At 39.2% G+C, this 12,614-nt stretch carries 11 protein-coding genes; 7 read left to right on the plus strand and 4 right to left on the minus strand.

Translation table 11 applies throughout. The features are described 5' to 3' along the window. Positions 1-23: 23 nt before the first annotated feature. Both EHW90_RS04295 and EHW90_RS04300 read right to left on the minus strand, forming a co-directional pair. Positions 24-692: a phosphatase PAP2 family protein gene (locus EHW90_RS04295; protein WP_124951504.1), complete on the minus strand. Its 669-nt coding sequence runs from the start codon at positions 690-692 to the stop codon at positions 24-26. A gap of 133 nt (positions 693-825) precedes the next feature. After that, positions 826-2,289: a D-alanyl-D-alanine carboxypeptidase family protein gene (locus EHW90_RS04300; protein WP_124951505.1), complete on the minus strand. Its 1,464-nt coding sequence runs from the start codon at positions 2,287-2,289 to the stop codon at positions 826-828. Between the two features lie 217 nt (positions 2,290-2,506). Between EHW90_RS04300 and EHW90_RS04305 the strand changes: the two genes are divergently transcribed. The 5 genes from EHW90_RS04305 (at position 2,507) to EHW90_RS04325 (ending at position 8,459) form a co-directional block, all read left to right on the plus strand. Further along, complete coding sequence (locus EHW90_RS04305) at positions 2,507-3,874, plus strand: NAD(P)/FAD-dependent oxidoreductase (RefSeq protein ID WP_207667030.1); 1,368 nt, start codon at positions 2,507-2,509, stop codon at positions 3,872-3,874. Positions 3,875-4,065: 191 nt separating this feature from the next. Then, the gene (locus EHW90_RS04310; RefSeq protein ID WP_040457787.1) at positions 4,066-4,551 is read left to right on the plus strand and encodes a C-GCAxxG-C-C family protein; all 486 of its coding nucleotides are present in this window, start codon (positions 4,066-4,068) and stop codon (positions 4,549-4,551) included. A 9-nt stretch (positions 4,552-4,560) separates the two neighbouring features. Continuing rightward, positions 4,561-5,529 carry a TDT family transporter gene (locus tag EHW90_RS04315; protein WP_124951509.1) on the plus strand — a complete coding sequence of 323 codons (969 nt, stop codon included), beginning with the start codon at positions 4,561-4,563 and terminating at the stop codon, positions 5,527-5,529. A 202-nt stretch (positions 5,530-5,731) separates the two neighbouring features. Continuing rightward, positions 5,732-7,786, plus strand: a complete 2,055-nt coding sequence (locus tag EHW90_RS04320; RefSeq protein WP_456298614.1) for a glutamine synthetase III family protein — start codon at positions 5,732-5,734, stop codon at positions 7,784-7,786. A gap of 1 nt (position 7,787) precedes the next feature. Further along, a complete protein-coding gene (locus tag EHW90_RS04325; RefSeq protein ID WP_124951513.1) occupies positions 7,788-8,459 on the plus strand; it encodes an HAD family hydrolase in 672 nt (223 codons plus the stop codon). Positions 8,460-8,481: 22 nt separating this feature from the next. Here the strand turns inward: EHW90_RS04325 and EHW90_RS04330 are convergent, their stop codons facing one another. Next, positions 8,482-9,372, minus strand: coding sequence for a LysR family transcriptional regulator (locus EHW90_RS04330; RefSeq protein WP_060930721.1), 891 nt, complete (start codon positions 9,370-9,372; stop codon positions 8,482-8,484). A 125-nt stretch (positions 9,373-9,497) separates the two neighbouring features. Between EHW90_RS04330 and leuC the strand changes: the two genes are divergently transcribed. Next, positions 9,498-10,754: a 3-isopropylmalate dehydratase large subunit gene (gene leuC / locus EHW90_RS04335; protein WP_124951515.1), complete on the plus strand. Its 1,257-nt coding sequence runs from the start codon at positions 9,498-9,500 to the stop codon at positions 10,752-10,754. Between the two features lie 14 nt (positions 10,755-10,768). Continuing rightward, positions 10,769-11,260, plus strand: coding sequence for a 3-isopropylmalate dehydratase small subunit (leuD, locus tag EHW90_RS04340; RefSeq protein ID WP_124951517.1), 492 nt, complete (start codon positions 10,769-10,771; stop codon positions 11,258-11,260). Positions 11,261-11,289: 29 nt separating this feature from the next. Here leuD and EHW90_RS04345 read toward each other — a convergent pair whose 3' ends face one another. Next, the gene (locus EHW90_RS04345; protein ID WP_124951519.1) at positions 11,290-12,516 is read right to left on the minus strand and encodes an argininosuccinate synthase; all 1,227 of its coding nucleotides are present in this window, start codon (positions 12,514-12,516) and stop codon (positions 11,290-11,292) included. Positions 12,517-12,614: the final 98 nt, after the last annotated feature.

Consider the following 12,614-nt stretch of genomic DNA (forward strand, 5'->3'; position numbering starts at 1 on the left):
GGAGCTTTCCTACAGCCGGACTTTTATATCCTTATATTTTCTCTTGCCTCGCGGTTTATCGGCAGCGGTATCTTTGCGTAGATAAGCTGATAGATAACATATGAGAGTATGGTGGCACCTACCACATCAAGGAAAGAGTGTTGTTTTAAGAACAGTGTGGACAGGCATATGGATACCATTATTATAAATGATATTACCTTTACCTTCATGTTGTTGTAGAAGAATCTTGACCTTACAACGGCTACATGAGTCGCTATTGAGTTGAAGACATGAATACTTGGAAACACATTGGTAGGTGTATCACTTCTGTATATGAAAGTCACCAACTGTGTAAATATATTCTTGCCCGGGTTAAGGTTCATAGGTCTTAAATTGGTTCCGTTCGGGAATATCTGGCAGATGAACAGTGAGATGCTCATGCCGAGCGCCAGGTACAGGCCGAATCTGTAAAACTCATCCACATCTTTGAAAAAGAAAAAGATCAGCACAGATGATACATATATAAACCAGATGAAGTATGGGATTATGAAGTATTCGTTGAACGGAATAAGATCATCTACCCAAGTGTGCATTATATGATAGTCACTGACTACAGTTCTCTCAAGATACATATACCATGGTAAATATATGAAACTATATAAAAAAACCCATGCGTGTTTATACTTTCTCAAAAAATCTGTTATTTTTTTCATAATATCTCCCCTATTTATTTTACATATCAATAGACATTTTCTAATTGATTGTATAGCCATATGAAAAATAATTCAAGTAAATTGGCAAAACAGATATTACAATTTCTTGAAGAAAAAATAAAAAAGCACTTTATTAGTGCTTTTCTATTATATATTTTGCCTCGTCCTCGCTTATACCGCAATCTGTAGCACTCCATCCGTTTTTCAAAAGCCCGTATATTCTAAGCTCACGGTCACTGAGATCGCTCTTTTTTTTAGCCAGATGAACTCTGATTGAGATGATAATTATAAGAAGCAGTATAATGCCTGCGATGCCGCCTCCTATAATCATGTTTTTCTTTGAAATACTAAGCATTACATTTGAAAAACCTTGAGTACCTGTATTAGCGGTACTTGTAGGGTTTGAATTGCCGGTTGCTGTTGAAGCGACCTCACCTGTATTATTATTTGTGTTTGCCTCATAATTTGCATTCTTTTTTGCAATTACATCTACAGAACCGATAGGCCTGCCGTTGTATTTATAATCTATCTTACAAAGTGTATTGGAGGCAGGGCTTTCAGACTGCTCAAAGTCCATAGCCGACTCCACTTCAGATACATCAGCATCGTTTGGAAGTGTTATGGATGCGTTGTCATCAGGCTCTATAGTGTATTCATTAAAATTAGGTATCAGTGCGAGATTGCTTTTAAAGTTTGTACCGATATCGGATGATTTCAACTTTACATTTTTGAAGTTTGCAAAACCGAAATCAAGCAAGCTTTGTGTATCCACATAATGCGTCTTGTTGCCGTTTAATACTACTGTAATAAGTCCTATCTTGTCGGTTCTTGCATAGGTCACCAGTGTATTTCCTGCCAAGGTGGTATAGCCTGTCTTTCCACAGATGGCGTTTTGGTAGTAATTGCCCGAGTTTTTCCTAAGCATGGAGTGGTGGCTGTAAAGCGTCTGACCGGTAGGTACTCTGCTTGTAGGCGGCAGATTATAATATGTTGCGGAGTCTATCTCCGTAACTGTAGGATTTTTGAATGCCGCACGACTTATAAGTGCATAGTCATAGGCACTTGTGTAGTGTTCGGGGTTATTCAGACCGCTTGGGTTTGCAAAATGTGAATCCTTACATCCGAGTGAAGCAGCCTTATCATTCATCATTTTTGCAAAGGCTTCAATGCTGCCTGCAGTATGTTCCGCCAGTGCATTGGCGGCCTCATTTGCAGACTGTAAAAGCATGGCATAAAGACAATCTCTTACAGTAAGAGTATCACCTGCATCTATGCCTGCACTTGATGAACCGGGCTCCACATTATAAACTGCGTTTTTTGAAAAAGTTACCGTGTCATCCAAGTTACAATTCTCCACTACTATCAGTGCTGTCAAAAGCTTTGTAATGCTGGCCGGATAGTAGTGCTCATGCATATTTTTACCATATATAACCGCTCCCGAGTCTGCATCCATCAGTATGGCGCCCTCTGATAAAACGTTTACATTTTCAGGCCAGTCCACATATGCAAATGCATTCATGGGCATGTTCAATATGGTAATCAGTGTTAAAAAAAGTATTAGAGTTAATTTTTTTAGGTTTTTTATTTTTGCGTTCATTCTTATATTATGCATCTATTGTTTAAATTAGTAAAGTAAAAGAATTATAAATATTTACAGCTGAATATTTTCAAAGCTGATAAAGTTGCACGAATTATCAATTCCATATTGCGGGTATGACAAAGAAATATTATAATAGGAATACTGCATTGCGATTTTTCAAATGAGATATCGCATCTTTTATGTAAGATATATTGCTTTTGTGAAAGGGAAAGATATGAAATATGATGTAATGATAATAGGAGCAGGTCCGGGAGGAATATTTTCTGCTTATGAACTTATAACTCAGGACAGCTCACTAAAAATTGCAGTCTTTGAGTACGGTAATCCTCTTGAGAAGAGGCATTGTCCGATAGACGGTGATAAAATAAAGTCCTGTATCAATTGTAAGAGTTGCGGTATTATGAACGGATTTGGTGGTGCAGGTGCGTTCTCAGACGGAAAGTACAATATTACAAATGAGTTCGGAGGTACTTTGCACGAGTATATCGGAAAGAAAAAAGCTATTGAACTTATGCACTATGTTGACGGTATCAATGTAAAATACGGCGGAGGCAAGACAAAGCTGTATTCCACAGCCAATTCCGATATAAAAAGACTTTGTCTTCAGAACAATTTGCATTTGCTTGATGCAAGCGTTCGTCACCTTGGAACAGACATAAACTACGAGGTGCTTGAGAATATCTATAATTATCTTAAGGATAAGGTGGAATTCCACTTCTCAACACCTATAAAGAAGATAGAAAAGCTTGAGAAGGGATATAAGATTTACTCAAAGGACGCTGAGTTTGAGGGTGACAAGTGTATAGTATCTGTAGGTAGAAGCGGAAGTAAGTGGATGGAACAAATCTGTAAGGAACTGAAGATTCCTACCAAGTCAAACCGTGTAGATATCGGTGTGAGAGTGGAACTTCCTGCAGAAATATTCAGACATCTTACAGACGAGCTTTATGAGAGTAAGATTGTATACAGAACAGAGAAGTATCAGGATCTTGTAAGAACCTTCTGTATGAATCCTAAGGGTGCGGTGGTAAATGAGAATACAAACGGTATCGTTACTGTAAACGGACACAGCTATGAAGATCCGGCTCTTCAGACTGAAAATACCAACTTTGCACTGCTTGTTTCAAAGCATTTTACAGAGCCTTTTAAGGACAGTAACGGCTACGGTGAGAGTATTGCCAGACTTTCAAATATGCTTGGCGGCGGTGTAATGGTTCAAAGGTTCGGAGATCTTATAAGAGGTCAAAGAAGTAGTGCAGGCAGACTTAACAAGTCATTTATGACGCCTACTCTTACTGCTACTCCGGGAGATTTGTCTTTGGTTATTCCAAAGAGAATTCTTGACGATATCATTGAGATGATCTATGCGCTTGATAAGATTGCACCGGGTACTGCAGGTGATGAGACATTGCTTTACGGTGTCGAAGTTAAGTTCTACAATATGGAAGTTGAGCTTGATAACAATCTTGAGACCATCCATAAGGATTTATATGTAATAGGTGACGGCAGCGGTGTTACACATTCACTTTCACATGCTTCAGCAAGCGGCGTATTTGTGGCAAGACATATATTAGGAAAGTAAATAGATAAAAAATATATATAGATAATAGCAATGAATATATCTATAAAACGAATATATGCTATAAATATATTCAAAAAAGCTATATAAAATACCTCATTTTTAGTGCAGATACCCAAAATCTGCACTTTTTTTAGTATACAAAAATATTTTTCAGTGTTAGAATATATGAAAATGTTTTTTTGGAGGAAATTATGAACATTAAAGGTGAAATAAGTGTTGACAAGGTAAGACAGGACGCTGAGGACAATTACAGAAACGGATATTTTTGCTGCGAAGCTCTGATGGCGGCAATTGTAGACAATTTTGAGATGGATGTACCGAGAGAAGTTATAGCCATGTCATCAGGTATGGCTGTAGGTGCAGGAAAGAGCGGTTGTATGTGCGGTGCTCTAAACGGCGGAATCATGGCTTTAGGTATGGTATTTGGAAGAACAGAACAAAAAGGTCCTAAGGATCCTAAGGTTGTGAAGTGTATGGAGCTCACACATGAACTTCACGACTATTTCAGAGAGGCAAACGGCAAGCATTCAAACTGCTGCAGAGTACTGACAAGAGAGTTTGATATGGGTGCAGGTGAACATAAGGAGCAGTGTATAAGATTTACAGGAATTGCAGCCAAGAAAGTTGCAGAGATTATAATAAGAGAAAAGGGATTAAAAAACTTAGACGAAGAGTAAGAGGGTGATATGAATTTTTTGAAACGAGTACCGCTGCCTTTAAGTGGTGTTGCACTTGGATTTGCCGCACTTGGAAATCTGCTTGCAGCTTATAATATGTCTTTTAAGATAATCTGTGGGATTTTGGCTTTTGTAGGTCTTTTGTTTGTTGCAGGGAAATATCTGTCAAATCCGCAAGTTTTTGCTACGGATATGAAAAATCCTGTAATTGCAAGTGTTTCAGGCACATATACTATGGCTTTAATGCTTTTGGCAGGTTATATAAAGCCTGTTTTGCCGGCATTTGCTATTGTAGTGTGGTATATAGCGATTGTACTTCATTTTATATTGATAGTATATTTTACATTAAATATAGTTTTGAAGATAAAATTGCCTGATGAGATGATGAAGATTGCAGCCAGCTTTTTTATCGTATATGTCGGAATAGTAGTTGCTTCTGTTACGGCACCGGCTTTTAAAAATATAGCGCTCGGTCAGATTTGTTTTTGGATAGGATTTATACTTTATATACCTTTCTTTATATATGTTTCATACAGATATATAAAGCTTGGAAATAAAAAGATTGAGGCTAAGGCGCTTGCCTGTATATATGCAGCACCTGCAAGTCTTTGTGTGGCAGGTTATATAAGTTCGTTTGAGCAAAAGAATATGTCACTGCTTACAGGAATTTATATCTTTTCATTACTTATGTATTTGGTCGGAATAGTGGTGGCAATAGATCTTTTCGGAAGCTTTTTAAAGAATAAGGAATTTAAGTTTTATCCGAGTCTTGCAGGACTTACTTTCCCTTTTGTAATCAGTGCTATTGCGACAAAGCAGTTTAATGCGGTGCTTACCAGGGCGGATATACAGATGTCTCTAAGACCTGTACTTCCGATGCTTTTTAAGATTGAACTTGTAATTGCGATAATCGGAGTGGTATTTGCGGCTCTATGCTTTGCAAAGCATGTATTTGGTAAAGAAGTTAATAATAGTTAATATGAATGTTTAACTGAAAGGCTGACTGATGTAGTATCAGGCGGCCTTTTTTGATGAAATTTTTGTTTTATTGTGCTATAATCTTTGCGAAAACTTTGGGACACACGGTGTCGGTTTTACAGATTGGTTATGAAAGGTGCATATGGAGAAAAGAGATACAATTACAGAGATATTTGGAGCTAATGTATTCAATGATGAAGCAATGCAGGTATATTTACCGAAGGCTGTATTTAAAAAGTTAAAAAAGACTATTGAAGACGGGCTTGAGCTTGACAATGATATAGCGGATTCGGTTGCTCACGGAATGAAAGAGTGGGCTATAGACAGGGGAGCTACACATTATACTCACTGGTTTCAGCCACTGACAGGTGTAACCGCAGAAAAACATGATTCTTTTATTTCCGCACCGAAAAACGGCAAGGTTATAATGGAGTTTTCAGCCAAAGAGCTTACAAAAGGAGAGTCTGATGCTTCAAGCTTTCCTTCAGGAGGTCTTAGAGCGACATTTGAAGCCAGAGGATATACCGCATGGGATTGCACTTCTCCGGCATTTTTAAAGAAGGATTCACTGGGTGTTACATTATACATACCTACGGCGTTTTGTTCATATAAGGGTGAGGCGCTTGATAAAAAGACTCCGCTGCTTCGTTCCATGCAGGCTATAAATACACAGGCACTTAGAATACTCAGACTTTTCGGCAATACCACATCGCACAGAGTAGTGCCGTCTGTCGGTGCGGAACAGGAGTATTTCATTGTTGACAGGGATAAGTATCTGCAAAGAAAAGACCTTATATATACAGGCAGGACACTTTTCGGAGCAATGCCGCCAAAGGGACAGGAGCTTGAAGACCACTATTTCGGTTCTATCAGAGAGAGAATAGCTTCATATATGAATGATATCAACCATGAGCTTTGGATGCTCGGAGTGCCGGCAAAGACACAGCACAACGAGGTGGCTCCGGCACAGCACGAGCTTGCACCTGTATATGAGCAGGTAAATGTAGCCGTAGACCACAACCAGGTGACTATGGAGACTATGAAAAAGGTGGCCGGAAGACATGGGCTGACCTGTTTGCTTAATGAGAAGCCTTTTGCAGGCGTGAACGGTTCGGGAAAGCACAACAACTGGTCGCTAACAAGTGATGACGGAATAAATATGTTAAATCCGGGAGATACACCGCATGAGAATATACAGTTTTTACTTGTACTGGCATGTATACTTAAGGCGGTTGACAGGCATGCCGATTTGCTGCGTGAGTCTGCAGCCTGTGTAGGTAATGACCACAGACTTGGAGCACATGAGGCGCCTCCTGCAATCATATCGGTATTTTTGGGAGATCAGCTTGAGGATGTTATAGACCAGCTTTGTTCTGTAGGTGAGGCTACACATTCCATTCAGGGCAGCAAGTTAAGAACAGGTGTGGCTACATTGCCGAACTTTGAAACGGATGCCACGGACAGGAACAGAACATCACCTTTTGCATTTACCAACAATAAGTTTGAGTTCAGAATGGTAGGTTCTTCAGATTCCATAGCTTCTCCGAATATTGTACTAAATACTATAGTGGCGGAAAGCTTTAAGGAGGCGGCTGATATACTGGAAGTATCGGAGGATTTTGACGAAGCCGTACATGATATGATAAAGCAGCTTTTTACCGATCATCGAAGAATTATATTTAACGGTAACGGTTATTCAAATGAATGGGTAGAGGAGGCCAAAAAAAGAGGGCTTTCCAATCTGCCGAGTATGATTGACGCTATCCCTGCTTTGGTTTCTGAAAGTTCGATAAAGCTTTTTGAGAGTTTTGAGGTATTTACAAGAAAAGAGCTTGAGTCAAGGGTCGAGATAGAGTATGAGGCATATTCAAAGGCAATCAATATAGAAGCCAAGGCTATGATTGATATAGCCGGCAAGTCTATAATACCTGCGGTTATAAGGTATACAACAAGGCTTGCGGACTCTATTATAAAGTTAAAGACCGCCATGGCGGATATAGATACTTATGCACAAAGTTCTATTCTTATAGATGTGAATGCACATTTAAAGAGTGCAAAGCTTGCACTTGAAAATTTGATAAAGCTTATGGATGATGCAGGTGAGGTTGTAGGAGTAGATAAGCATGCAAGGTATATGAGAGAAGTGATTGTACCTGCTATGGAGGAACTTAGAAAGCCTGTTGATGAGCTTGAGATGATTGTGGATAAGGATCTTTGGCCTATGCCGAGCTACGGCGATCTTTTATTTGAGGTGTAAAATGATAAAGGCTGTTGTTTTTGACTTGGACGGAACATTACTTAATACATTGGAGGCGTTGTCATACTGTATGAGCCTTACAATGGAGCATTTCGGACTTAAAAAGATAGATAAGGAACATACAAGATATTTTGTAGGTGAGGGTGCAAGAAAGTTTGTAGACAGGTCTTTGATATATAACGGAGACAAGGAACTTAAACTGGCAAATGAAGCCTACAAAGTATATGATGAGATTTTTGCAAGGGATTGTCTAAAGGATGTCAAGCCTTATGACGGTATCATAGAACTTTTGAGTGATTTAAAAAAAATTGATATAAAGACTGTGGTACTCTCAAACAAATCACAGTCGGGGGTTGAAAAAAACATTCATACGATTATCGGAGAGGGAGTCTTTGACCGTATATACGGAGAAAGGCCGGGTATCCCGAAAAAACCCGATCCTACCGCATTGAATCTTATAATAAAGGAACTGGGATTTTCAAAAGATGAGATACTCTATGTAGGTGATACCGCTACAGATATGAAGACCGCTCTTGGTGCCGGTGTGACAAGTATCGGAGTGCTTTGGGGCTTTAGAGATGAGAACGAGCTGAGAGAGAATAAGGCCGATTATATTGTGAAGAGTCCTTGTGAGATACTTGAGATAATAAAAAATTATAAGGCTTTATCTTAAAATTTAAAATAAAGCCTTAAGTTTATTCTTTTATCATGGATATAAATTTGATAAGTGAGGGATTGAAATTCTTCTCGTCGTAGAGGAATACAATCTCTCTTTTCGGTATATAAAGGTCAGGCGGCATTTCGATTTCAATCAATGTGCCTTCTTCCAATTCTTTTTGTATAAATTCTTTGATAACACAGGCTATGCCGATGCCGGTTTTTGCAAACTCTATCAAAAGTTCCATATTTCCGGTCTCTATGGACTGGTTGAGCTGTAATTTTGAACCTTCTATGCAGCTGTCTATAAATCTTCTGGTTGCATTGTTCTTATCAAGCATCATTATATTGCCGTCTCTAAGCGGGTCGAAGTTGTTGTTAAAGATATGTTTAAGACTGCTAAGATATGCAGGTGATGCGACAAATATATCATGTATCTCCATAATGCTTATATATGACATACTCTGTGTTCTGGCAGGTTTTGCTACAAGTCCTATATCTATCTTGTTCTCTGAAAGCAGAAAAGATGTCTCATCGGATGACTGTGTAAAAATACTTACCATTGTATGCGGGTTTTCTTTCATGAACCTGTTCAAATATGGGAGCAGTATATATTTGCAAAGTGTGTTGCTGGTACCTACAGTTATTTTCCCTATATTAAATTGTTTTATTTTGGCCAGATGAGTCTCGCCTGCTTCTATTGCAGAGAATGCATTCTGCAAATACTCATAGAATATCTGTCCCTCAGGTGTGAGGCTCACGCCCTTTGATGTTCTTGTAAAAAGGGCGATTTCAAGGTTTTCTTCCAATCTTAGAATAGATTTTGAGATGGCGGGCTGACTTATATAAAGAAGTTTGGCGGCTTTTGAGATACTGCCGGCTTTTGCCACTTCAAAAAATATTCGATATTGTGCTAAGTGCTGTTCCATATTCCTCCGGATAAAAATAAAATCAGTATAACTATATGTAATACTTGATATATTTAATTTATATCGCTATTATATCATTTGATATGTTACAATCAACATTATTTGAAAGAAAAGAGGAAAAATTTATGGGAATGACTATGACGCAGAAGATTTTAGCTGCCCATGCAGGTCTGGACTTCGTGGAGCCGGGTCAACTTATCGAGGCGGATTTAGATCTTGTACTCGGAAATGATATCACATCACCTGTAGCAATAAATGAGATAAAGAAATTTGAAAAAAAGGATGTGTTTGACGGCGGCAAAATAGCGCTTGTAATGGATCACTTTGCTCCTAATAAGGATATCAAGTCGGCACAAAACTGTAAGACTTGCAGAGATTTTGCAGATGACAACAGTATAGTAAATTTCTTTGATGTAGGCAGAATGGGTATTGAGCATGCACTTTTGCCTGAGCAGGGGCTCACTGTTGCAGGAGATTGTATAATCGGTGCAGACTCACATACATGTACATACGGAGCGCTTGGAGCATTCTCAACCGGTGTGGGTTCTACAGATATGGCTGTAGGTATGGTGACAGGTAAGGCATGGTTTAAGGTGCCGAGTGCGATTAAGTTCAACTTAAAGGGCAAGTTAAATAAAGATGTATGTGGTAAAGATGTAATACTTCATATTATAGGAAAGATAGGTGTGGACGGCGCACTCTACAGATCAATGGAATTTGCAGGAGAGGGTGTATCATCACTTTCTATGGATGACAGATTTACTATCTGCAATATGGCAATAGAAGCAGGCGGAAAAAACGGAATCTTCCCTGTAGATGATATAACTTTGGATTATATTAAGGAACATTCAAACAGAACTCCGAAGATATTTAAAGCCGATGAGGACGCGGTATATGACGAGGTGATAGATATTGATTTGTCTGCACTTAAGCCTACGGTTGCATTCCCGCATTTGCCTGAGGATACAAAGGAAATCGGAACTTTCGGGGATATAAAGATTGACCAGGCTGTAATCGGTTCATGTACAAACGGTCATATTTCAGACCTCAGAAGTGCGGCGGCACAGATGAAGGGCAAGAAGGTAGCCAAGAATGTAAGATGTATTGTAATTCCTGCAACACAAAAGATTTATAAGCAGGCAATCAAAGAGGGACTTGTAGATATCTTTATTGATGCCGGTGCAATAGTTTCCACTCCTACCTGCGGACCTTGTCTTGGCGGATATATGGGAGTTTTGGCTGCAGGTGAGAGATGTGTCTCCACTACAAACAGAAACTTTATAGGTAGAATGGGTCATGTGGAGTCCGAGGTTTATCTGGCATCTCCGGCAGTGGCTGCAGCAAGCGCCATAGCAGGTAAGATAGTAGGACCGACAGTTTAGAATAGGAGAGAAATATGGAAGCAAGAGGTCATGTATTTAAGTACGGTGAAAATGTAGATACTGATGTTATAATCCCTGCAAGATACCTTAATGCAACAACAGGTGAGGAACTTGCAAAGCATTGTATGGAAGATATCGATAAGGATTTTGTAAATAAGGTGCATAAGGGTGATATAATAGTAGCAAGAAAAAATTTCGGCTGCGGATCGTCCAGAGAGCACGCACCGCTCGCTATCAAATCAAGCGGAGTGAGTGTGGTAATTGCAGATACATTTGCAAGAATCTTTTACAGAAACGCTATCAATATAGGACTTCCGATTATAGAAAGTCCCGAGGCGGCAGCAGAGATAAATGAAGGTGATGAGGTAAAAGTGGACTTTGATACAGGTATCATAACCGATATCAATACAGGAAAGACATATAAGGGTCAGGCATTCCCTGAGTTTATGCAAAACATCATCAATGCCGGCGGACTTATAAACTATGTAAACAATAAGAATAAATAAATTAAGGGGCTGCAATCAGCCCCGATTTTTTATTTCTCTTTATTAACTTCTGCCATCTTCATAGCCCTTACCTTCAGAGGAAGTCCGAACAATGTGATAAAACCGTCAGCGTCGTGGTGGTCATACAAATCACCTGTAGTAAATGAAGCGAGGGATTCGGAGTATAGTGAGTATGGGGATGTTGTACCTGCCTTTATGATATTTCCTTTATAAAGCTTTAATTTAACTTCACCTGTAACATACTTCTGTGTGGACTCCACAAAGCTTTGTATAGCTTCACGAAGAGGTGTGAACCATTTGCCTTCATAAACTATCTGAGCAAACTTATTTCCCATATCTTTCTTTACTTCAAATGTTGCCCTGTCAAGTACCAGTTCTTCAAGTGCGTCATGAGCTTCCATAAGGATAGTTCCTCCCGGAGTCTCGTATACACCCCTTGACTTCATACCTACAACACGGTTTTCCACTATATCTATAATACCGATACCGTTTGCACCGCCAAGCTCGTTTAATTTGGTAATAATCTCTGAAACTTTCATCTTCTCACCGTTTAGAGCTACAGGAACACCTGACTCAAAGCTTAGTGAAATCTCGGTTTCCTTATCAGGAGCCTTTTGAGGTGTAACACCAAGCATAAGTACATGGTCGTAGTTCGGCTCAAGTGAAGGATCTTCAAGTTCAAGTCCCTCATGGCTGATATGCCAAAGGTTACGGTCACGGCTGTAGCTTGAGTCTGCTGAGAACGGAAGATTGATTCCATGTGCCTTACAATATTCTATCTCGTCTTCACGTGACTGCATTGTCCATATATCAGTCATACGCCAAGGTGCGATAATCTTAAGATCGGGAGCCAATGCCTTGATACCAAGCTCAAATCGTATCTGATCGTTTCCTTTTCCTGTAGCACCGTGACAGATTGCAACTGCGCCTTCTTTTCTTGCCACTTCCACAAGTTTCTTTGCAATACCCGGCCTTGCCATAGATGTTCCGAGCAGATATTTGTTCTCATATACCGCACCTGCCTGTACACATGGAACTATATATTCGTCACAGAACTCATCAATCATATTTATAATGTAGAGTTTTTCCGCTCCTGAGAGCTTAGCCCTCTCTTCAAGACCGTCAAGCTCATTTCCCTGACCACAGTCTATACAGCAGCAAATTACATCATAATTAAAATGTTCTTTCAACCAAGGTATGATAGCGGTAGTATCAAGACCGCCTGAATATGCCAATACAACTTTTTCCTTTGCCATAAAGCCTCCTATGTATAAAAATACGAATAAAATATAGTAATATACTTTATATATACTGTTTGCTATAAAATACGCTTATAAATATACAATAAAAAAGA

This window comes from Lachnoanaerobaculum orale (genome assembly GCF_003862485.1).
Lineage (GTDB): Bacteria > Bacillota > Clostridia > Lachnospirales > Lachnospiraceae > Lachnoanaerobaculum > Lachnoanaerobaculum orale.

Bases quoted from the DNA above. Each gene is read 5' to 3' on its own strand.
- EHW90_RS04295 (WP_124951504.1), bottom strand. From the start codon at position 692: ATGAAAAAAATAACAGATTTTTTGAGAAAGTATAAACACGCATGGGTT.
- EHW90_RS04300 (WP_124951505.1), bottom strand. From the start codon at position 2,289: ATGAACGCAAAAATAAAAAACCTAAAAAAATTAACTCTAATACTTTTT.
- EHW90_RS04305 (WP_207667030.1), top strand. From the start codon at position 2,507: ATGAAATATGATGTAATGATAATAGGAGCAGGTCCGGGAGGAATATTT.
- EHW90_RS04310 (WP_040457787.1), top strand. From the start codon at position 4,066: ATGAACATTAAAGGTGAAATAAGTGTTGACAAGGTAAGACAGGACGCT.
- EHW90_RS04315 (WP_124951509.1), top strand. From the start codon at position 4,561: ATGAATTTTTTGAAACGAGTACCGCTGCCTTTAAGTGGTGTTGCACTT.
- EHW90_RS04320 (WP_456298614.1), top strand. From the start codon at position 5,732: ATGCAGGTATATTTACCGAAGGCTGTATTTAAAAAGTTAAAAAAGACT.
- EHW90_RS04325 (WP_124951513.1), top strand. From the start codon at position 7,788: ATGATAAAGGCTGTTGTTTTTGACTTGGACGGAACATTACTTAATACA.
- EHW90_RS04330 (WP_060930721.1), bottom strand. From the start codon at position 9,372: ATGGAACAGCACTTAGCACAATATCGAATATTTTTTGAAGTGGCAAAA.
- leuC (WP_124951515.1), top strand. From the start codon at position 9,498: ATGGGAATGACTATGACGCAGAAGATTTTAGCTGCCCATGCAGGTCTG.
- leuD (WP_124951517.1), top strand. From the start codon at position 10,769: ATGGAAGCAAGAGGTCATGTATTTAAGTACGGTGAAAATGTAGATACT.
- EHW90_RS04345 (WP_124951519.1), bottom strand. From the start codon at position 12,516: ATGGCAAAGGAAAAAGTTGTATTGGCATATTCAGGCGGTCTTGATACT.